Annotated in this window: 21 protein-coding genes, 1 tRNA gene and 1 pseudogene; 9 read left to right on the forward strand and 14 right to left on the reverse strand. The window is 62.5% G+C overall.

Annotation, left to right across the window (positions count from 1 at the left end; translation table 11 throughout):
* Nucleotides 1-3 precede the first annotated feature (3 nt).
* A complete protein-coding gene (locus Q0974_RS06270) occupies nt 4-900 on the reverse strand; it encodes a pirin family protein (RefSeq protein WP_299323918.1) in 897 nt (298 codons plus the stop codon).
* Complete coding sequence (locus Q0974_RS06275; protein ID WP_299323920.1) at nt 897-1,187, reverse strand: BolA family transcriptional regulator; 291 nt, start codon at nt 1,185-1,187, stop codon at nt 897-899. Before Q0974_RS06275 ends, Q0974_RS06270 begins: the two co-directional genes overlap by 4 nt.
* A 37-nt stretch (nt 1,188-1,224) precedes the next feature.
* On the opposite strand from Q0974_RS06275, the gene Q0974_RS06280 reads away from it, so the two are divergent.
* From Q0974_RS06280 to cobT, 3 genes are all read left to right on the forward strand, one after another.
* A complete protein-coding gene (locus Q0974_RS06280) occupies nt 1,225-1,818 on the forward strand; it encodes a J domain-containing protein (RefSeq protein WP_299323921.1) in 594 nt (197 codons plus the stop codon).
* A gap of 25 nt (nt 1,819-1,843) precedes the next feature.
* Entirely contained in the window at nt 1,844-2,851 is a 1,008-nt protein-coding gene (gene cobS, locus Q0974_RS06285; protein ID WP_299323924.1) for a cobaltochelatase subunit CobS, read from the forward strand.
* Nucleotides 2,852-3,058: 207 nt separating this feature from the next.
* Entirely contained in the window at nt 3,059-4,888 is a 1,830-nt protein-coding gene (gene cobT, locus Q0974_RS06290) for a cobaltochelatase subunit CobT (RefSeq protein ID WP_299323927.1), read from the forward strand.
* Between the two features lie 145 nt (nt 4,889-5,033).
* Here the strand turns inward: cobT and Q0974_RS06295 are convergent, their stop codons facing one another.
* The gene (locus Q0974_RS06295; protein WP_299323930.1) at nt 5,034-5,492 is read right to left on the reverse strand and encodes a glycine zipper 2TM domain-containing protein; all 459 of its coding nucleotides are present in this window, start codon (nt 5,490-5,492) and stop codon (nt 5,034-5,036) included.
* Nucleotides 5,493-5,668: 176 nt separating this feature from the next.
* Here Q0974_RS06295 and Q0974_RS06300 point away from each other — a divergent pair, with 176 nt between their 5' ends.
* Nucleotides 5,669-6,664 (forward strand): esterase-like activity of phytase family protein, encoded by a 996-nt coding sequence (locus Q0974_RS06300; protein WP_299323932.1) that lies wholly within the window; start codon nt 5,669-5,671, stop codon nt 6,662-6,664.
* A 44-nt stretch (nt 6,665-6,708) separates the two neighbouring features.
* Here the strand turns inward: Q0974_RS06300 and Q0974_RS06305 are convergent.
* Nucleotides 6,709-6,780: transfer RNA gene (locus Q0974_RS06305), tRNA-Ile, on the reverse strand.
* Nucleotides 6,781-7,008: 228 nt separating this feature from the next.
* Nucleotides 7,009-7,293 (reverse strand): 50S ribosomal protein L28, encoded by a 285-nt coding sequence (rpmB, locus tag Q0974_RS06310; RefSeq protein ID WP_299323935.1) that lies wholly within the window; start codon nt 7,291-7,293, stop codon nt 7,009-7,011.
* Nucleotides 7,294-7,431: 138 nt separating this feature from the next.
* On the opposite strand from rpmB, the gene Q0974_RS06315 reads away from it, so the two are divergent.
* Nucleotides 7,432-7,887 (forward strand): nucleoside deaminase, encoded by a 456-nt coding sequence (locus Q0974_RS06315; protein WP_299323937.1) that lies wholly within the window; start codon nt 7,432-7,434, stop codon nt 7,885-7,887.
* Nucleotides 7,888-7,940: 53 nt separating this feature from the next.
* Here Q0974_RS06315 and Q0974_RS06320 read toward each other — a convergent pair whose 3' ends face one another.
* Nucleotides 7,941-8,636, reverse strand: coding sequence for an OmpA family protein (locus tag Q0974_RS06320; RefSeq protein WP_299323940.1), 696 nt, complete (start codon nt 8,634-8,636; stop codon nt 7,941-7,943).
* A gap of 139 nt (nt 8,637-8,775) precedes the next feature.
* Between Q0974_RS06320 and Q0974_RS06325 the strand changes: the two genes are divergently transcribed.
* Nucleotides 8,776-10,092: a hemolysin family protein gene (locus Q0974_RS06325; protein ID WP_299323943.1), complete on the forward strand. Its 1,317-nt coding sequence runs from the start codon at nt 8,776-8,778 to the stop codon at nt 10,090-10,092.
* A 51-nt stretch (nt 10,093-10,143) separates the two neighbouring features.
* Nucleotides 10,144-10,305: a hypothetical protein gene (locus Q0974_RS06330; protein ID WP_299323945.1), complete on the forward strand. Its 162-nt coding sequence runs from the start codon at nt 10,144-10,146 to the stop codon at nt 10,303-10,305.
* A gap of 23 nt (nt 10,306-10,328) precedes the next feature.
* Here Q0974_RS06330 and rpoN read toward each other — a convergent pair whose 3' ends face one another.
* From rpoN to Q0974_RS06355, 5 genes are all read right to left on the reverse strand, one after another.
* On the reverse strand, nt 10,329-11,819 hold the full coding sequence (rpoN, locus tag Q0974_RS06335; protein WP_299323947.1) for an RNA polymerase factor sigma-54: 1,491 nt from the start codon (nt 11,817-11,819) through the stop codon (nt 10,329-10,331).
* Nucleotides 11,820-11,828: 9 nt separating this feature from the next.
* Entirely contained in the window at nt 11,829-12,608 is a 780-nt protein-coding gene (gene lptB / locus Q0974_RS06340; protein ID WP_299323968.1) for an LPS export ABC transporter ATP-binding protein, read from the reverse strand.
* A 93-nt stretch (nt 12,609-12,701) separates the two neighbouring features.
* On the reverse strand, nt 12,702-13,250 hold the full coding sequence (locus Q0974_RS06345; protein WP_299323948.1) for an LptA/OstA family protein: 549 nt from the start codon (nt 13,248-13,250) through the stop codon (nt 12,702-12,704).
* 5 nt (nt 13,251-13,255) lie between these two features.
* Nucleotides 13,256-13,894, reverse strand: a complete 639-nt coding sequence (locus Q0974_RS06350) for an LPS export ABC transporter periplasmic protein LptC (protein ID WP_299323951.1) — start codon at nt 13,892-13,894, stop codon at nt 13,256-13,258.
* Nucleotides 13,887-14,504: a ribonuclease H-like domain-containing protein gene (locus tag Q0974_RS06355; RefSeq protein WP_299323952.1), complete on the reverse strand. Its 618-nt coding sequence runs from the start codon at nt 14,502-14,504 to the stop codon at nt 13,887-13,889. Before Q0974_RS06355 ends, Q0974_RS06350 begins: the two co-directional genes overlap by 8 nt.
* A 112-nt stretch (nt 14,505-14,616) precedes the next feature.
* Between Q0974_RS06355 and Q0974_RS06360 the strand changes: the two genes are divergently transcribed.
* Both Q0974_RS06360 and Q0974_RS06365 read left to right on the forward strand, forming a co-directional pair.
* Nucleotides 14,617-15,126, forward strand: coding sequence for a hypothetical protein (locus tag Q0974_RS06360; RefSeq protein ID WP_299323955.1), 510 nt, complete (start codon nt 14,617-14,619; stop codon nt 15,124-15,126).
* 136 nt (nt 15,127-15,262) lie between these two features.
* Entirely contained in the window at nt 15,263-15,943 is a 681-nt protein-coding gene (locus Q0974_RS06365) for a cold-shock protein (RefSeq protein ID WP_299323957.1), read from the forward strand.
* A gap of 102 nt (nt 15,944-16,045) precedes the next feature.
* On the opposite strand, the gene Q0974_RS06370 is transcribed toward Q0974_RS06365, so the two are convergent.
* The 3 genes and pseudogenes from Q0974_RS06370 to Q0974_RS06380 form a co-directional block, all read right to left on the reverse strand.
* Nucleotides 16,046-19,606 (reverse strand): autotransporter domain-containing protein, encoded by a 3,561-nt coding sequence (locus Q0974_RS06370; RefSeq protein ID WP_299323959.1) that lies wholly within the window; start codon nt 19,604-19,606, stop codon nt 16,046-16,048.
* Nucleotides 19,607-19,867: 261 nt separating this feature from the next.
* Nucleotides 19,868-20,674, reverse strand: a complete 807-nt coding sequence (locus Q0974_RS06375; RefSeq protein ID WP_299323961.1) for a hypothetical protein — start codon at nt 20,672-20,674, stop codon at nt 19,868-19,870.
* 153 nt (nt 20,675-20,827) lie between these two features.
* A pseudogene (locus Q0974_RS06380) lies at nt 20,828-21,125 on the reverse strand (ATP-dependent DNA ligase); the annotation flags it as partial.

Raw genomic sequence — 21,125 nt, forward strand, 5'->3', positions numbered from 1 at the left:
CGCTTACGCTTCGCTGTTGGTTTTGGGCGTTCCGGGCATCGGAATCCGCTCCTCGCTGTCGCTGGGCACTACCGGGAAGCGTTCGGCCTTCCAATCCTCGACGGCTTGGCTGATCCGCTCTTTGCTCGACGAAACGAAATTCCAATAGACATGACGCTTCGTCGTAAAGGCCTCGCCGCCGCACAGCATCACCTGCGCGCCATTCTCAGACCGCAGCGTCGCGGCGGTGCCCGGTTTCAGCACGTAGAGCGTTTGCCCGTCGAGCGGCGTCCCGTCGAGCGTCGCGTCGCCAGATGTCATGTAGAGCGCGCGTTCTTCGGCATCGGTATCGATCGGCAGGCTGCCGCCCGGATCAAGCTGGATATCGGCGTTGATCGTCTCGGCATAGGTCGTTACCGGCGCACGCGATCCCCAAAGTGATCCCATGATAATGCGCGCCATGGCGCCATCGCCGTCTATTATCGGCAAATCCGCCTTGGCGACATGTTCGAAGGCCGGGTCGATCTCCTCCTGCCCGTCCGGCAGCGCCAGCCAGGTCTGGATCAGTTTCAGCCGCGTTTCGATATCGCGATCACCCTCGACCGTTCGTTCGGAATGCACGATGCCCTTGCCGGCCGTCATCAGATTGACCGCGCCCGGCTCGATCACCTGTTCGGTGCCGAGCGAATCGCGGTGCATGATCCGCCCTTCGAGCAGGTAGGAAACGGTGGCAAGACCGATATGCGGATGCGGGCGCACATCGATCCCGTCGCTTGGTTCGAACACCGCCGGCCCGGCATCGTCGTAGAAGACGAACGGGCCCACCATGGTGCGGCCCCTGGCGGGCAGGGCGCGATGCACCTTGAAGCTACCCAGATCGTGGCTCGTCGGGGTAATAGTTTCGAGGATGGAGTCCGTCATGTCAGCTCGCTCGGCGACTTGGCGCGGATCTGCATGGCGTGGATGCGCTCTTTCATGAGATCGCCGAGTGCCGTGTTGACCGCCCGCTGCCGCTCGAGCCGGTTCATATCCTCGAACTGCAGCGCCACGATCTCGACCGTGAAATGCGATTCGCCGCTGCCATCGTCTCCGGCATGGCCGCGATGCTGGGCGCTGTCGTTGATCACGCGCAGATGAGTGGGGCCCAGCGCCTCGGTCAGCCGCTTTTCGATTTCGGCCGCGACGGGGCCTGTCGATTCTTCCTTCATCGCGCCTATATAGGATCGTTGGACGAAAGGAGCACCCTTGGCCTCGCGTACGCGACACGAAAAATTCCATGGCCGGATTTATGACAGCGAACGGATCTGCGATTATCCTGGCTGCACCAAGCCGGGCGAATTCCGTGCGCCCAAGACCGGCCATCTCCGGGGCGGATTCGACGGGCCGGGGGACTATTACTTTCTCTGCCTCGACCATGTTCGCGCGTTCAATGCGGACTATGATTATTTCGACGGGATGAGCGAGGACGAGATTCACAATCAGCAGCGACCCTGGTCGGGCTGGGAGCGCGAGACACGCGCCTTCGCTGCAAACGGCGCGAGCGCCACGCCGCGCTGGCAGGATTTCACCGATCCGCTCGATGCGATCGGCGCGCGCTTTCGCACCGGTGTTCGTGCGCCGCGCCGGGACGGCAAACCGCTGACCGACCGTGATCGGGAAAATTTACAGATACTCGGTTTGAAGGCCGATGCTGACCGAAAGACGCTACGGCGCCGCTATGCCGCGCTGGTTCGACAATATCATCCGGACAAGAATGGCGGGGACCGGAGCCGGGAGAAGATGTTGCAGCGCGTCATCGACGCCTATACTCAGCTCAAGGACTCGCCCGCATTTTCCTGATGCTGGCCGAACGACAGGACGCAGAATGAACACCATCGCCAATACGCAGCCCGACAGCCGCACCGAACCGATCATGGCCGAGCCCGATCTCATGGTGAACGTCCGCGAGGTGTTCGGCATCGATTCGGACATGGAAGTGCCCGCATTCAGCGAGGCCGATGAACGCGTGCCCGACCGCGATGAATCGTACGTTTTCGATCCCGATACCACGCTCGCGATCGCGGCGGGCTTCTCACACAACCGACGCGTCATGATCCAGGGCTATCATGGCACGGGCAAGTCGACGCATATCGAACAGGTGGCCGCGCGCCTCAATTGGCCGTGCATCCGGATCAATCTCGATTCGCATATCAGCCGTATCGATCTGGTCGGCCGCGACGCCATCGTGCTGCGCGATGGTCAGCAGGTCACCGAGTTTCGCGAAGGCCTGCTCCCCTGGGCGCTGCAGACGCCGACCGCGCTCGTCTTCGACGAATATGATGCGGGTCGCCCCGACGTAATGTTCGTGATCCAGCGCGTGCTCGAAACCGACGGCAAGCTGACCCTGCTCGATCAGAACCGCGTGATCCGACCCAATCCCTGGTTCCGCCTGTTCGCCACGTCCAATACCGTGGGCCTCGGTGATACGACGGGCCTCTATCATGGCACGCAGCAGATCAACCAGGGCCAGATGGACCGCTGGAACATCGTGGTGACGCTCAACTATCTACCCGCCGCGACCGAGGCGAAGATCGTCCTCGCCAAGAATAGCGACATGGACACCGAGGAAGGCCGCAAGACCGTCGACGACATGGTCAAAGTTGCCGAGCTGACTCGCCAGGGTTTCATGGCCGGCGATATCTCAACCGTTATGAGTCCGCGTACGGTCATCACCTGGGCGCAGAATGCCGCAATCTTCGGCGATATCGGCTTCGCCTTCCGCCTGAGCTTCCTGAACAAGTGCGACGAGGCCGAACGTCCACTGGTTGCGGAGTACTACCAGCGCGTGTTCAATACGGACTTGCCGGAGAGCGTTGTAGGGAGTGCTGAGTGAGGGTTAGCCCCAACTCCCCTTCTCCCTTGATGGGAGAAGGATATGGAGCCTTGGCGAGGAACGAGCCTAGGCGCAGTTGGATGAGGGTGAACGAGCCCTTGGCTCGTGCAGTCGTGCAGCGACTGCTTACCCCTCACCCAGCTCCGACTAGGCAGCAAGCTGCCAAGTCTGCACACCCCTCTCCCACAAGGGGAGAGGGATAAGAAGATGACCGACCCCAATCCCCTCGACGATCTAAAGGCCGCGTTGGCAGGCTGTGCGCGGGCGATGGCCGAGGATCCCGAGGTCGAACTCGCCTTTACCGCCGATTTGCCGATTTCCAACGGCAGGCATATCAAAGTTCCGATGCCCTCGCGCGCGCTGCCGCCCGACCAAGTCGCCGAGGCGCGCGGCTTCGCCGATGCCGCGGCGCTGATGCTCCGCTATCATGACGACGATGTACACGCCTCGGGGCGCCCCACGGAAGCCATCGCCCGCTCCGCATTCGACGCCGTCGAGAAAGCACGCGTCGAGGCGCTGGGTGCGCGGCGCTATGCCGGGGTGCGGGAGAATCTCGCCGAGGCGCTGGATCACCGGCTGAAATCCGATCCCATTTCCAAGGCGCGCAATCGCGACGAGGTGCCGCTCGCCTCGGCCATCGCCCTGATGGTGCGCGAGCGGCTGACCGGCCAGGCCGTGCCCGATCGCGCGCAGACGGGCGTCGATCTCGTGCGCGACTGGATCGAAGAGAAGGGCGGTGCCGATCTCGATGCGCTCGAAATGCTGCTCGACGACCAGCGCGGCTTTGCCGAGCTGACGACACGCCTGCTCGAAGACCTTGAGCTGATCGACGGCGATATGCAGCCCGACGATGCGGACGAAGGCGGCGAGGAGGATGAGGGCGAAGACGAGGATGAGGGCGATACGGACGAGTCCGACGAGGGCGATGCCGGCGCTGAATCCCAGGCCGATGCCCGCGCGGAACAGTCTGAAGAGGAGGGCGATGAGGGCGACGGCGAATCCATGGACGATGATTTCGGCGACATGGACGGCGATCCGATGGACGAGGGCGAGGAGGGCATGCTCCCCGTTCGCCCCAACCGCCCGTTCAGCGAACTGACGCCGGACTTCAACTATCGCGCCTATACGACCCAATATGACGAGATGATCGCGGCGACCGAGCTGTGCGACGATGAGGAGCTGACCCGGCTGCGCGCCTATCTCGATCAGCAGCTCGTCCATCTGCAGGGCGCGGTGACCAAGCTCGCCAACCGGCTGCAGCGGCGGCTTATGGCGCAGCAATTGCGGTCCTGGAATTTCGATCAGGAGGAAGGGCTGCTCGATGCGGCGCGGCTTTCGCGCGTCGTCGTCAACCCGGCCCATTCACTGTCCTACAAGGTCGAGACCGACACCGAGTTTCGCGATACGGTGGTGACGCTGCTCATCGATAATTCGGGATCGATGCGCGGCCGACCGATCTCGATCGCGGCGATCTCGGCCGATATCATGGCGCGGACGCTCGAACGCGTCGGCGTGAAGACCGAAATTCTCGGCTTTACGACCCGCGCCTGGAAGGGCGGGCAGGCGCGCGAGCAATGGCTGGCCGATGGCCGCCCCGCGCATCCCGGCCGGCTCAACGATTTGCGCCATATCATCTACAAGCAGGCCGACGAGCCTTGGCGGCGGGCGCGCAAGAGCCTCGGCCTGATGATGCGCGAGGGGCTGCTCAAGGAAAATATCGACGGCGAGGCGCTGCTATGGGCGCATAACCGCCTGATCGGCCGGCCCGAGGAACGCCGCATTTTGATGGTGATTTCGGATGGCGCGCCGGTCGACGATTCCACGCTGTCGGTGAACAATGGCAGCTATCTGGAAAAACATCTGCGCCAGGTCATCGCCTGGATCGAGAACCGCTCACCGGTCGAACTCGTCGCCATTGGCATCGGTCATGATGTAACGCGATACTATGAACGCGCCGTCACGATCATGGACGCCGAGCAGCTGGGCGGGACGATGGTCGAGCAGCTCGCCGGCCTTTTCGACGAAACGCCGAAATAAGCCCCGCCACGCCTCTACTCTGTCAACTTATGGTGGTGGCGCTGCATAGCCCACAGAAGTTTCGGGGGCCGGTGCAGATACGCGCGCCGGCCCCCTCATCCTCGATACGCTACCCGAGGATTAGTCTCGATACTTTGGTTGCGATCTAGCAGTCCCGGTCGATTGCCCGGCCCGCGATCGCGCCGGCCACACCGCCGATAACGGCGCCGGCCGTGCCGTCTCCGCGCCGGCCATAGCGGCCACGGCGATCGCCCCGGGCGATTTCGCGGCCGAGCAGCGCGCCGGCGATCCCGCCGATTATCGTTCCGCCCGTGCCATTGTCGCGGCAGCGGCCACGATAATAGCGCCGGTCGCGATAATGACGGCCGCCATAATAGTCGCCGCGCCGGTAGCGCCGGCCCTCATAATAATCGCCGCGGCGATAGTCCCGACGGTCGTAGCGCCGATCATACCGCCGGTCGTAGCGGTCGTCGTAACGGCTCTCATAGTAGCGGCCGTCATGATAGCCGTCGTCATAATAGCGGTCGCCCGCATGGGCGGCCGCGGGCACCAGCATCGCGCCAAAGGCTGCGGTTGCGGCAAGGACAGTTTTCTTCAAGGCCATTGCGATATCTCCAGGCGTGGTCCGTTCGGCGTGGCGGTTTTGCATCCCTGCATCGTCCGTCGACACCGGGCCTTATGGAGATGGTTAGCGGAACCTTTGCTGAACGGCGCTGTTGTCCCGCGTTCAGCTTGCGCTTTCGGCTGTGCGGGGCGGCGGCGCGGTGATAAGAGGCCGGCATGATCCGCCGCATCGCCGCTGCACTCGCCATTCTCGTCATCGCGGGCTCTACGCTCGTGATGACGCAAGGGCGGGGAGAGCCATCCGTCGGGCCATTCGCGATCCATGCCGAGCCGGTGCCGCTGCGGTCCGGCGATCCCGACAATCGCGATATCGGCAGCTTGCGCTATCTGGGCGGCTGGGTGCTGACCAGCGACGATCCCGATTTTGGCGGTATCTCGGCCATGGCGCGGGACGGCGATGGTTTCGTCGCGATAGGCGATGCCGGCGGCGTGTTCCGCTTCGCGCTGGATGCGGACGGCGCCGTAACGCGCGCCGATATAGCGGAATTGCCGGCGGGGCCGATCCCGGAAGGCGGCGGCGACGTGCAGAAGCGCGACCGGGATGCCGAGGCCATGGCCTTCGATCCGGAAACCGGCCGCTACTGGGTCGCGTTCGAACGCGCAAACGGGTTCTGGCGGTTCGACAGCGATTTCGCCGAATCCGATGCCGACAACGCGCCCGAGGCGATGGCGGACTGGCCGAACAATGGCGGGCCCGAAGCGATGATTCGCTTGGACGACGGGCGGTTTCTCGTTTTTTCGGAAGAAGGCAATGGCCCGGGCACATCTCGCGAAGTGTTTTTGTTTGCCGGCGACCCAAGCGTCGCGGGCGATCCGCCGGTCCGGCTCGGGTACCGGCCGCCGGATGAGTATAGAATTACCGATGCCGCCCAATTGCCGGATGGCCGCCTGCTCGTTCTCAATCGGTTCTTCAGTGTGCTCGAAGGCGTGTCGATCATCGTCTCGCTTGTCGAAGTTGGCGACCTGCGGGAAGGCACCATTCTCACTGGCACGCAGATCGCGCGGCTCGATCCGCCAATGACGATCGATAATATGGAGGCGCTTCTCGTCGAGGAGCGCGATGGCCAGACTATTATCTGGATGGCGTCCGACGACAATTTCAATCCATTGCAGCGAACATTGCTGCTGCAATTCGCCTTGCGTGACGATTGAGCCTCCGCCGGGTGGCGGAGGCGTATTTTGGTGCTCTGGTAAACTGGTGGGCAGGGCAGGAGTTCCACCTGCATCTAACCGTAATCTGCGGCTCGCTCTGGTTGAGCTACCCGCCCGAGCCCATAGATTTCTTCTATTCGTGAGATATATCAATACTATTATCGCGGTCTGAAAACGCTGTCCCGGACCGGGACAACCGGCGCATTTCGGCCGGTATCGGATTCCGGATATAAAACCGACGCTTAACGCAAAAAGCGGCGACAGCCGCCAAGGCTGCGCCGCTATATTGCCGCTATCTTTTCGCTATGCCGAATCGGCAAAGGCGGTCCGCGCGAGTCGGCGCGTTATGCCGCCTGCTTGCTCGCGATCTGGCGCTTCACCTTGCGGGCGTTTGCGCTGAGCTTGTCGTCCGATGTCTTGAGCAGCCAATTGTCGAGGCCGCCAACATGTTCGACCGAGCGCAGACCGCTCGTCGAAACGCGGAATTTGAAGCTCCGCTCGAGTGTCTCGGACATCAGCGTGACATTCTGCAGGTTGGGCAGAAATGTCTTCTTGGTTCTGTTGTTCGCGTGGGACACATTCATTCCCACCAGCCGACCTTTGCCGGTCAGTTCGCAAATACGCGACATAGTCTCAATCCTGAAATCTCGGGGTTTCCCGGAAAGCGGCGCAGATAGCGTTACGAAGCGCTTTCGTCAACCGGTCCGGCGGCGCGTCTGCGGCATATGTAGTTGGTCAAGCGCGCCCCGAGGGGATAGGGGAAGATCATGGCTTTTCCGCTTCCCGAACCCATGCGCAGGGCGCTTGCGCTCGCCGAACAGGCAGCCGCGGCATCAGAAGTGCCGGTCGGCGCCGTGATCATGCATGGCGACGAGATTCTGGCGGAAGCCGCCAACACCATGCGAGCGAGCGGCGATCCGACGGATCATGCCGAGATGCGGGTTATCAAGGCAGCGCTTACCCGGCGCGGCACGGGCCGCCTCGACGGCTGCGATCTATGGGTGACACTGGAACCCTGCGCCATGTGCGCCGGGGCCATCGCCCATGCACGCATCGACCGGCTCTATTATGCCGCACCCGACCCGAAGGGCGGGGCCGTCGAGCATGGACCACGCTTTTTCGGCCAATCGACCTGTCATCACCGGCCGGAGGTTTTCTCGGGGATAGGCGAAGACAGGGCGGCTGCACTATTGACCAACTTTTTTCGATCGAAGCGCGCGTAAAGGAAAGGCGGCCGGCGTGTGCCGACCGCCTCCTTCTTTTTCCGGCTTTCGCCTTAATCGCCTACCGCGTTCACATCCTGTTGGGTGATCGGCACGATGCGGATCTCCACGCGGCGGTTCTGTTGTTTGCCGGCGGCCGTCGCATTGCTGGCGATCGGTTGGCTTTCGCCAAAGCCTTCGGTGGCGATGCGCGCGCGGTTGACGCCGCGGCCGGTCAGATAGTTGGCGACGGATTCGGCACGCCGGTTCGATAGGCCGAGATTATAGGCGTCGGACCCGTCCGAATCAGTGTGTCCGTAAATATCGATATAGGTTTCCGGATAACTGGCGAGCGTTTGCGATATCTCGTCCAGCGTCGCGCGGAATTGCGGGCGGATCTGGCTCGAATTGACATCGAATTCCGCGACCGATCCCGGCATCTGCAGATAGAGATTGTCGCCTTCGCGGATAATATTGGTGCCGGTGCCCGCCGTCGCTGCTTCAAGCTCGCGTTGCTGCCGGTCCATATAGGTGCCGACCGCGATGCCCGCGACCGCGCCGAGCCCGGCGCCCACGATCCGTTCGGTCCGGTCGCGCCGTCCGCCGACCAGATCGCCGATCAGATATCCGCCGACCGCACCAGCAACGCCGCCGATCGCGGCGCGCGAAATGCGCTGCTCGCCGGTCTGCGGATTGGTCGTGCAGGCCGCCGTCGCGCCCATTAGCGCGATCGCCGCCGTACCCGTCAAAAGCCCCTTGGAAATTCTCATTGTCGTCCTCCTTCTTGCGCATCCATTATGATCAACAACCCCGCAATATCGCGCTTGTTCCCTGTCCATGGTGAACAGAAGCTGATCATATGCTTGTCCCGCCTGCCAAAAGCGGGCTAATGGCGGAAGCGGTCCCATCATGCCACCCGACCTATCTCCCTTTCCCTGGTTCGATCTATGCATCATCCTCGCGCTGGTGTTCCTGAATGGCATCTTCGCCATGTCCGAACTGGCGATTGTCTCCTCGCGCCGGGCGCGGCTGCAGGCATTGGCGAAGGACGGGCGGTCCGGCGCGCAGACGGCGCTCGATCTGGCGGCCGAGCCGGGCCGTTTTCTATCGACTGTGCAGATCGGTATCACGCTGATCGGCATTCTCGCCGGCGCTTATTCTGGTGCGAGCCTGGGCGGACCGGTGGGCGAAAGGCTGGAGTTAATCGGGGTCGAGCCGCCTCTGGCCCAGACACTGGGTTTCGCGGTCGTGATCATGCTGACCACCTATGCGTCGCTGGTGATCGGCGAGCTCGTGCCGAAACAGTTGGCGCTGCGCAATCCGGAGCGGATCGCGGTCGTCATCGCCGTCCCGATGCGCTGGCTCGCGACGCTGACCGCGCCGCTCGTCTGGCTGCTCGACGGGACCAGCGCGCTGATCTTCCGCTTGCTGCGGATGACGCGCGAATCGCGCCAACGGGTGACGGCCGAAGAGCTACATATGCTGGTTGCCGAAGCGACCAAATCGGGCGTGATCGAGGAAAGCGAACGGGCGATCATCTCGGGCGTGGTTCGGCTCGCCGACCGGCCCGTGCGCGAAGTGATGACGCCGCGCACCGAGGTCGACTGGATCGAGGCATCCTCCAGCCCCAACGAAATCCGCGAGGCGTTGCTCGCCACACCGCATACCCGTTTGCCCGTCGCCGAAGGGTCGATCGACGAGATTATCGGCGTTGTGCAGGCGCGCGATATCGTTTCGGCGCTGTTCGAGGGCCGGTCGCTGGACCTGCGCGCGCTGATGCGGCAGGCGCCGATCATTCCCGATCAAGTGGATGCCATGGACGCGCTCGAGGCGTTGCGCGAATCCGACGTGCCGATGGCGCTCGTTCATGACGAATATGGCCATTTCGAGGGCATCATGACGCCGCTCGACCTGCTGATCGCGATCACCGGTGAATTCGTGTCCGATCAGGAGGTCGGCACCGATCCGGCCTTTGTCGAACGCGCGGACGGCAGCTGGCTGTTCTCCGGCTCGCTTTCGGCGGACAATATGGCAGAGAAGCTCGGTTTCGATCTGCCCGAGGACCGCGACTATGCGACGGTTGCCGGTTTCGCGCTGTCCGTCCTGAAGCGGCTGCCGAAAACCGGCGAGATATTCGAAACCGATGGCTGGCGTTTCGAAGTCGTCGACATGGATGGGCGCAAGATCGACAAGCTTCTCGCCGAGGAAAGCGGCGGCGACAGTTGAAACCGGGCCCCTGATGTATTATATTGGTAATACACTAGGTGGAGAATACACGTGTTGCGGATCATTCTGTCCATCGTCGCAGCGATCATATTGATCATCGTTGCCGTTGCCGTCGTCCGGTCGATCCTGTCGATGGTCCTGTACGGCTTTGCGCTATTACTGATCGGCTATGTCGTCTGGTATTTCCTGAGCGGGTCGAAACGCGCGAACTAGCCCGTCTAGCGAGAGGCAACCTCTCAAGCGGCGCGTGTGCTGAGCTTTCTCTGGCGCCGCCGCTCGACCGATGAGCCGATTCCCATCGCTTCGCGATATTTGGCGACCGTACGCCGGGCGATGTCGAAACCCTGCTCCTTGAGCAGCGCGACGAGCTTGTCGTCCGAGAGGATTTTCTCCTCATTTTCGATCAGAGTCCGGATATGACTCTTCACAGCCTCGGACGATGCCGCTTCGCCGTCTTCACCGGTGCTGATGCCGCTGGTGAAAAAATATTTGAGCTCGAATATCCCGCGATCGCAGGACAGATATTTGTTCGACGTCGCCCGGCTGACCGTCGATTCATGCATATCGATCGCGTCGGCAATCTCCCGTAGCGTCAGCGGCTTGAGATGGGTCACGCCCTTGCGGAAGAAATCCGCCTGACGCTTCACGAGCTCGCTGGCGACCTTGACGATGGTCCGCGCGCGCTGATCGAGGGCCTTGGTCAGCCAATTGGCATTGACCAGGCATTCGTTGAGCCAGGCCCGGCTTTCCGCATCGTCGCCGGCTTCGGACATTTCGTGATAATAGCTGCGATTGACGATCAGTTTGGGCAGCGTCGCATTGTTGAGTTCGACCGCCCAGCCCTTTTTCCGCTCTGCCACGAAAATGTCAGGGACGACAGCCTGGACGGGATCGCCGCCGAACCGGCTGCCGGGCTTCGGATCATAGTCGCGCAGCTCGGCAATCATGTCCGCCATATCTTCATCGTCGACCCGGCACATGCGCTTGAGCCGCCCCAGTTCGCCGCGGGCGACGAGGTCGAGATTGTCGATCAGTTTCGCCATGCACGGATCGTAGCGATCCGCTTCGCGCGCCTGGATCGCAAGGCATTCGGATAGGTCGCGCGCGCCGACACCGGTCGGTTCGAACGTCTGGATCACCGCCAGCACGTCTTCGAGCGCCGCCATCGGCACGCCGAGCTGATGCGACAGGCGGAGCAGATCGGCGCGCAGATACCCGCTTTCGTCGATCCGCTCGATCAGCTGGCTCGCGATCAGCTGGTCCTGGCCTGACAGCGTCCCGCCGGCCTGGGCCAGCAAATGATCGTGCAGTGACAATTCTTCGGCGGCCAGCAGATCGAGATCGGGTCCGTCCGCGCCGCCGGCCGCGCCATCGATCCCGCTCATACCGAGCGCGCCGTCCATGCCAGCATCCGAATCCCTGTCGTCCGACAGCGCGCTATCCTCGATATCGAGCCGGGCTTCGTCGTCTGCGCCGCCATTCTGGAGCAGGCTGTCGGCCGTGGCGGGATCGGGCGTATCTTCGAAACCGTCGCCTTCGCTTTGCGCCGCGGCCTCGGTCCTGTCCCCGTCATCGGTGTCGAGTAGCGGGTTCTTCTCCAGCTCCTCGGCGATGAACCCCTCGATCTCGAGATTGGAGAGCGCCAGCAGTTTGATCGCCTGCTGGAGCTGCGGCGTCATTACCAGAGACTGGCTTTGTTTGAGGTCGAGGCGAGGACCTATGGCCATAACGCGGCCTTAGCGCTGAAACCCTTCGCCGAGGTAAAGCCGTCTCACCTCGTCATTGGCCACCAGATCGTCCGGCGATCCGGAGAAAAGCACCTTGCCGTCATAGATGATGCAGGCCTGATCGACGATGCCGAGCGTTTCGCGGACATTATGATCGGTGATCAGAACCCCGATATTGCGGTTCTTCAGATCGGCGACGAGTTCGCGAATATCGGAGATCGAGATCGGATCGATTCCGGCAAAAGGCTCGTCGAGCAGCATTATCGACGGATTGGCGGCCAGCGCCCGGGCAATCTCGCAGCGTCGCCGCTCGCCGCCGGACAGAGCCATCGCAGCGGAATCGCGCAAATGGCCGATCGAAAACTCGTCGAGCAACTGTTCGAGCCGTTCGGTGCGCGCTGCGGGGTCGGGCTCGCTCATCTCGAGCACGGCCGAGATATTCTTCTCGACGCTCAGCCCGCGAAAGATCGAGGTTTCCTGTGGCAGATAGCCGAGGCCGAGGATCGCGCGGCGATACATGGGCAGTCCGGTGATATCCGCGCCGTCGAGCATGATGCGGCCGGAATCGGGGCGGACAAGCCCCATGATTGAGTAAAAACAGGTCGTCTTACCCGCGCCATTGGGGCCGAGCAGGCCGAGCACATGGCCGCGGCCTATGTGCAGAGAGACATCGGACAGAACCTGCTTCTTGTCATAGGATTTGGCGATCGAAATGACGGACAGGCCCTCGGTCTCGGAATCGAGTCCTTCGGGCGCTGCGGGCGGTTCGATGATCTCCGCTTTGTTCATCGTTTCGCTATCTGGCATCATCCATGCATGTTGGAAAGCGCAACCCGCGATTCAATGGGTTTTCGGCAGATTTCGGGTTAGATAGTGCTCACGTCAGTTGCCGCGCTGCGGCACGGTGAAACGGCCGGTGACGCGGCCCGAGGGCGTGCCCTGGGTGACAAGGCCGTCTCCACCCTGCGAGCGTCCATCGATGACGGCGCGGCCGCTATCGAGATCGATCACCAGCCGGCCACCGCGAATGATATTCCCGCCCTGGTTGAGCTCCACGCCCCCGACCAGCGTGATCAGCCGGCGATTGAGATCGTACACCGCGAACTGGCCGCGCGCCGTTTCGCTGGGGCTGCGGACGAATACGCCGCCGCTCGCGTCCAGCCTTTGGACTTCGACGCCGCCCGTGACGCTTCCGGTATAGGCGACGGTGATCCGCGCGGCGTCGAGCGAGAGATTGCCCTGGCGGACCTGCACATTGCCCGAGAATATCGCGCGGTCCGCCCGGTCCTGCACCTCGATCCGGTCCGCGGCGACATCGACGGGTGCATTCGTGTTCATGCCGCCCAGCGCCGACTGGCTCGACGCGGGGACCGCGGCGAGCATCGCCAATGCGAATCCGGTGGCAAAGGGCGCAAGAAGATTTCTGGCCATGGCCGCTATCTGCCTGTCCCCTGCTCGATCCGCAAGCGGGCGCGGCCGTCGAGAAACACCGTTCGCGTCGGCAGGTCTACGCGCATCCGTTCGGCGCTGAACGCGCCGAGCGGGATTTCTCCGTCGACCTCGCCGGCGCTGCGCATCTCGCGTTCGTCGAGCTGGACGAGAACGTTGCTCGTGCGCAGCCGATAGCCGTCTGCCGCGCGGAATTCGAGCGGCCCGTCGATCGTCACTATCTCGTCTTCCAGATCGTACAATCCGCGATTGGCGACGATGAAGGCGAGGCCGTCATCAAGTTCGAGCTGCGCGGACAAATCGTCGAGCTCCACGATGGGTGTCGCCGAACTGCGTTGCAGCGCCGAGGCGGCATTGAGCTCGAAAGGCCGGCCGACACCGTCGATGCCGCTATAGCGCGCGGCCTCCACGCGCAGCCTTTCGGTCGCGACTTCGACATTGTCGCGCGACAGGAGGAAGCTCAGCTCGTTGCTTTTCTGCAATGGCGCCATTGCGAGAAAGGCCGCGAGAATGCCGACCGCGGCCGGCAGGATAAACTGCAGATATTTGACGATACGATCATGCCGCCCGCCCGGCGCCGCCCAGTCCTGGCGCCGGTTCAGTCGCTCTTCGGCTGCCTCAGACATGGGCGAAAATGTCGATCTCGGGCCAGCCGGCCAGATCGAGGCGCGCGCGATGCGGCAGGAAGTCGAAACAGGCCTGGGCGAGATGCATTCGGCCCTCGCGTTCGAGCCGGGTATCGAGTTCGTCCTTCAGCCGGTGCAGGAAGCGGACGTCGGAGGCCGCATAATCCTTTTGCGCGTCGCTAAGCTCCGGCGCCCCCCAGTCGGACGATTGCTGCTGTTTGGAAATCTCCGCGCCGAGCAATTCGCGGCACAATTCCTTGAGCCCATGCCGGTCGGTATAGGTGCGGACGAGCCGCGAGGCGATCTTGGTGCAATAAACGGGCGCGGCCACCACATCGAGATAATGTTCGATAGCGGCAAGATCGAACCGGGCGAAATGATAGAGTTTGAGCCGCTCGGGATCGCCGAGCAGCGCCTTGAGATTTGGCGCTGCATAGTCGCTATCCGGCGCGAAGCGGACCAGATGCTCATCCTCGCTGCCATCCGATAGCTGGACCACGCAGAGGCGGTCGCGCGGCGTCTGCAGGCCCATCGTCTCTGTGTCGACGGCGATCGCGCCAGCGCCGAGTGCATCGGCGGGCAGGTCTTCTTCGTGGAAATAGACTGTCATGTCTGCGCACATAGGCGCAAAGCCGCAGGTGCTCAATGGCCCGGCCCGCATTGCCTTGGCGACGGCGACGGGGCACATATGGTCCGTAATCCGGGCAGAATAGGTAATGGGCATGAATGACGATCGCGAGCGGGGCAGCAAATTGGAAGTCGAGGCGCCCAATACGTCCCGGCCGCCACGCGATGAGCGTGAGACGGTCCGGCCGCGTACCGACGAGGCGGAGCCTCACGATATACCGCCCCGCTCCGAGCCGAGACAGAAAGCGGCACCGGCCAACACCGACACCGGCACGAACCGTCCGGTCATCCTGTCGATCTTGTATATGACCAGCCTGCTGGTCGGCCTTACCGGCCTCGTCGCCTTCATTTTGGCACTGGTCTGGAAGTCGGAACCGGGCGAAGCATGGGAAGCTTCGCATTATGATTATCATATCATGACATTCGTGCTCTGGATCGGGACGAGCATCGTGGCGATGGTCTTGATCTTTACGATTATCGGTGCCTTGCTCGGCATTCCGCTATTGCTGTTGGCACTCGTTTGGGTCCTCATCCGATCGATCATGTCGCTGACCCGGGCTCTCAACCGGGAGCCGATGCCCAATCCCGGCACGTTGCTCGCGTAAATCGCTCGCGAAACAGGCTGATTTCGGCTATACCGAATCGCGGCACGGCTGAATCGTGCCATGAAGTTGGCGCGCATTGCCCGGCGCGAGCGCCTTCGGTTGAGAGCTTTGGGCAAACAGGAAGATTACTAGACAGATGAGTTTCGACAGGGACCGGCGGGGACGCCGGCGGGATAAGCGCGACAGTTTCGGCGACGAAAACTACCAAGGCTATAATGAGCCGTCAGGCGGATTTGGCGGTTTTCGCGAATCCGGTGGATATGAGGATCGCGGCGGAGGCGGCGGTGGATATCGCGGCGGAGGCGGCGGCGGAGACCGCATGCCGGCGCAGGTCGTTGGCGAAGGCAAGGGTGTCGTCAAATTTTTCAACGCCCAGAAAGGCTTCGGTTTCATAGTCCGCGACGATGGCGGTGACGATGTGTTCGTGCATATCAGCGCCGTCGAGCGGGCCGGCTTAACCGGCCTCGCCGAGGGTCAGCCGCTGAGTTTCAACCTCGTCGATCGCAATGGCAAAGTGTCCGCGAGCGATCTGGTCATCGACGGCGAACCGCTGCCGGTTCCCGATCGCCAGGATCGCGGGCCGCAGCGCCAGCTGACCGGAGAGAAGGCCAGCGGCACGGTGAAATTCTTCAATGCGATGAAGGGCTTCGGCTTCATTCAGCGCGATGACGGCCAGCCCGATGCGTTTGTCCATATCAGCGCCGTGGAACGCGCCGGCATGCCGACGCTCAACGAAGGCGACCGGCTGGACTTCGAACTCGAGGTGGATCGGCGCGGCAAGCATGCGGCGGTCAATCTGGTACCGAAGCATGATTAGCCGTTAGTCCGAAGCGCGGTTTCGGCCGCGCGGATTGCGGATAGAAAAAGGGCCCCGGCAGAATGTCTGCCGGGGCCCTTTTTGTTGGGACCTGGTGCTTCTCTAGAAGCGGAAGGTCGCCGTTGCGCGGTAGCTCTGGTTGCGCACATCGCTGCGCCAGACCGTCGTGTCCGCGGCAAGATCGATATCGATCGAGCCCGTCTCGATGACGAGGCCGGCGCTGACTTCGACCCAATCCCGATCCTGGCCGGCGGACAGCGCGAACGGCGCGATCCCCGTGTTCGGCCCGCCAACCAGATTAGCCGTGAACAGTGCCGGGTTCTCCGAGAAATCGTGGACATAGGCCATATTCAGCCGCGGCCGGATATTGGCCGAGCCGAAGCCGAGATCGAACCCGAACCGGCCCTGGAAGCTGTCGACCGATTCCGTGCGCCGCTGGATCGCGAGAGCCAGCGGACCGCCGGTTTCATTGGCGTTGTCGAAATCGAGTATCGCGTAACGCAGCGCCACATTCGGGGTCAGCGTGAAGTTCCCGCTGTGGATGTTGTAACCGACCATGCCTTCGGTCGAGAAGCTGAACACATCCTCGTCCAGCGCGAGATTGTTCGTCACGGGGCCCACGGTCGCCGTACGCCGCGAGGACGAATCGAGCTGGCCGATGCTGGTCTGACCGCTCAGCACGAAATTGCTGGCCGTCGTCCACGAGCCGTAGATCGTGCCCTGAAGCAGTTCGCCATTGGCCGTCTGGCCCGCCGATGCATCACCATCGAGATCGGTATAAGCGATCGAGATGCCGATTACCGCATTGGCGTGCGGCATATATTCAAGGCCGCCGGCGAGGAAATAGCCGTCGAACTGATCCCGGCCCGTTGCTAGTGCCGCGGGCATCGGAGACAGACTGCCGTCGATGAAGCCGCCGGCGAGGAAGATCGCCATGCTGTCATCGATGCTCGTGTTGTCGACTACTTGCCCGCCACCATTCGCATCCTGTGCAACCTGCTGCTGCCACGGCGCCGCGCTGGCACCATTGTCTGCCAGAGCCGCAACCTGCACCGGATTGCCGACCATCGAGATCGTACCGCCACCGCCATAGCCAGAGCCGCGCAGGGCCGACATGCGATCCCGGTAGAAACGCGACATGTGATCGATCGCGGCGATGCCGAGGCCGGTCCGCGTATTCTCGTTAAGCGGAGCGAGACCTTCGAACGTCGCCTGGATGGTCGCAACGTCCGCCAGATCGAGGAAATCGTAGATCGCGCTTAGATCGGCGCGGCCGCGATTGCCGTCGAAGATATTGGCATAGGACGTCTGCACCAACGAGGAGCCGTCGACTATGTCAGCGAAATCGCTGGCGAAGATACGGATCCGCACATCGTTCGCATTGTAAGCGACATCGGCGCGCAGAATGGCGCTGATGGTGCCAACCGTATCGAACGTGCCGGTAACACCGCCGCCCGCCGTGATCAGCGTGTAAATATCGCCTTCACGCGGCGTGGTGCCGGCGACCGGTGCGAATGCGATCGTGCCACCGAGATTCGCTGCGCGGGTAACCGCGAGCAGATCAGAGGTCGGCGCATCGCCGATATCGAACATCGTCGTGGCGCCGGACGAGAGGATCAGGTTGCCGTCCACCGTCAGCGTGCCGACTGTGCCCATGCCGCCCGGTGCGATACCGCCCATGACGCTCGTCAGGAACGGCGTCTGGACCGTGCCCGTACCCGTCAGCAGGCCAGCGACCTGCAGGAAGTCACCGAGCGTGTTCAACGAGCCGTCGACATTGATCATGCCGCCCGTCTGCGTGATGTCGATCACCGTCGAAAGGTCGCCAGTCGACGCGACATTGAGACCCGCATCGCCGGTGACCGTAAGACGGTCGATCGTAACCGCGCTGCTCAGCGTCGTCGTGCCGGCTGCGCTTAACGTGACGTCGAAATAGCGGCCATTAACACCGGCAACTGCGTCGGCGTCGATGTTATCGGGTACGAAACCGGTGGCGCCGGGCAGGCCGTTGTCCAGCGTCGGTGCTGGGTTCGGCGTGTCGGCGAACTCCGGTCCGCCGCCATTGATGCCCTGCGGCTGTTCTTCGGCGAACTCCGCGCCGTCTTCGTCATGCGGCTGGTTCTCGACCAGCTCGACGCCATTGTGCGGCGCTTCGATGGCGAATTCGACACCGTTCTGAGACTGATTCTCGGCGCCCATGATCATACCGGCGCGGACACCCGGAGCCGATGCCGGTGCTTCCGCGCCAGCTGCGGGAGCGGCGTTCGCGGCGACTGTTTCGCCTTCATCGCCGGAGTCCGCAGCAACCGCAGGGTTTACCAGATCGTCGAGATTGGCCGTGCCGATACCGGAAACGATATTGCCGCCCGTTTCGCGCGCCGGCGGCGTGGCGTCGCCGGTTTCCAGATCCTGACAGCCATCGCCCGGATTGGCGCCTTCGGGGTCGAAGCAGACCTCGCCGAAATCGGGCGAGCCGCCCTCCGGCCCGAGGCCCGGCGACGTCGGCAGGCCGTTCACGACATTGCCGTCATCGTCGATAATCCGATAGATCGGATCGAGTTCCGTTACCCAGTGACTGCCGTCTTCCCAATTGCCGTCGCCCTCGACAGCGCTGACATAGCGATAGGGGTTAGTGGCGATGATATAGTCCCAATAGAGATAGAGTGGCTGGTAGAAGCTTTCCGTGCCGTAGCTCGAAAACGACTGCGGACCGAAGAAGCGGCTGCCGCCCGAAAGGACGCCGATCTGCAGATCTTCGTCGGACAGATCGTTGTTCGCCGCGTCAAGGACCAGTGGGCCGCCAGAATCGCCGCCAGCCGTCGTTGCTTCACGTTCGAGCGGCTCATCCTTGTATAGGTTGAAGTCGAACGGGTTGGTCTTGTTCGGATCGTCGAAGTCGAGACGATAGAGGCTCGACGGCAGGTCGCCGAACGGATCGCCGAACAGGAACTGGTTGCGCTCGTCGAAAGAGGTCAGCGCGCCAAGCATATTCTCGGCCGCGCGCCGGCGCCAGTCGATGCCCTGGATGTCACCCTGTGTGCCGTTGCCCGAACGGCCATAGCCGGTAATGTTGACATGGTAGCCGGTGCCGGTGACAGGATCGATACTGTCCGGGGCTGGCAGCGGCGAGAAGAGCAGCGCCCAAGTCGGTATTATCGGCTGCAGAGTCTGCGTTGTTGGGTCGAGCCGTGTGCCGACTGGCGATGAGAGGCTCGCGATGGCGATATCGCCTTCGAGGAAGCCTTGTGCGGCGGGATCGTCGAGCGAACGCGGATCGTAGAAAACCTGTGCGATGTCGTATACGCCGAGATCATTGCTTGAGCGGAAGCCGTTGTTGATCCAGTCGAGGAAGCCCGGCAATGCATCGTCGTCGAACGAGAAGGCCGAGCGAATGACCGTACCATAATCGCTTTCGGGGCGGTCGTTCACGCAGTGCGCGGCGAACAGAACGGTGCGTGGATTCAGCAGTGTACCCGAGCAGACAAAGCCATCATTGCGGAAGAACATGCCGACGCCGTTAAAGCCGGTATCGTCGATAATGTCCGCCGGCGTGAAATTATCGTTCGGAACGATGGCCTGGGCCGGCGTCGCCAGCGCAAGCGCCATCGCGCCGCAGGCTGTCGTCGTTGCGAGTGAGAGAAAACGAGAAGATTTTACCGACATTGTCGATGCCCCTTGTTGGAAGTCACGGAATAGTAAACTCTGCCCGCGTTTCTGGCGGTAATGCGGGGATTCAGCAAGGTTTTTCCATATCGCTGCGGAAACGACTGGAATCAGGCGGTTTCGGCAGGTGGCTGTCTATCGAGCGGCCAAAATGTGATGCAAAAATGCATCAGTTGTGCGCCTCTCAAGCGTCTGCAAACAAAAGAAAAGCCCGGCGGCCGATGGACGGTCCCGGGCTCCTCTGGTCAGAGAAAATTAACCCTATTCAACACTCAGTGCGTAGGTGCCTGTCGCCCCTCCGCCCAGCGTAGTCGCGCGGATCATCAGCGTTCCCGACCGCTGGAACGTCACCGTCAGGCGGGAGTCGAGCCCAAGCGCTTCCTCGCCCTCATTCGCGATTCCGTCATCGTTACTGTCGGACACGGCGAAGCCCAGCGGCGTCATCCCGCCCACTTCGAGGAATGCGTCGAAATCTTCGGATCTCAGCGTGATCGTGCGCGTATCGCCTTCCCGGCCGCGCAATTCGTAGAGCGCGTAATGCCGGCCCTCGACGCCGTAACTGTCCGAGACGTAGGTCGGGCTGTCCATTGTCAGCTCGCCATCGGCCGTCCCGCCGGCGCGGATGCGGATCGGCGGCGGCGGCGGCGGCGGCGGCGGCAGTTCGGTCAGCTCGATCGTGTAATTGCCGGTGGCATCCGCGCCGAACGTCCGCGCGCGCACGATATAGGTGCCGCTCTCCGGGAAGGTGAAGACGAGCCGCGAGTTCAGCCCTTCGCCGCCATCATCGTCGACGAACATCTGCATGAACTGATCGCTCTCCATCAGGCCGATCTCGAGCAAAGTGTCGAAATCGTCGGATTGCATGGCGATGGCGATACGGTCGCCGGCTTCGCCCGTCACGGTGTAGCTGTCGAGATAGTAATCGTTGCTCGTCACCCGTTCGCTTTCGCGGGTCAGTTCGCCTTGCGTAGCGCTGCCCGGCGCCAGAGGCGTCTGGGCAAGCGCCGCGGCCGGCAGAGCGGCGGCGAGTGCGCCGGCAAAAGCAATTCGGGATAGCTGGGTCGTCATTGAAAGTCTCCCTGTGCGATGGAGCCAATTGGCTCCTTTTCAATTTTTGCGACCGGATGCCGCTATCGACGAAGCGTTCTGTATCGGCGATGAACGGTTTATGAGAAATCGGATTTACGCCGGTCGGCAATATTCTCATGGCGGCACTATCGCCTAGTCGATCATATCCCGCAATGTCGCAATTGTGTCCGCCTCGTGCGCGGGCTTGTCGCGGCGCAGGCGCGAGATACGGGGGAACCGCATGGCGAGGCCCGATTTGTGGCGTTTCGATTCATGGATGGAATCGAACGCGACTTCCACGACGAGCGTCTTCTCCACCTCGCGCACCGGGCCGAAGCGGTTGACCGTGTTGGTCCGCACGAACCGGTCGAGCCATTTGAGCTCCGTGTCGGAAAAGCCCGAATAGGCTTTGCCGACCGGATAGAGCTCTCCGTCATCCGTCCAGCAGCCG

The organism is Parasphingopyxis sp., assembly GCF_028279465.1.
GTDB lineage: Bacteria > Pseudomonadota > Alphaproteobacteria > Sphingomonadales > Sphingomonadaceae > Parasphingopyxis.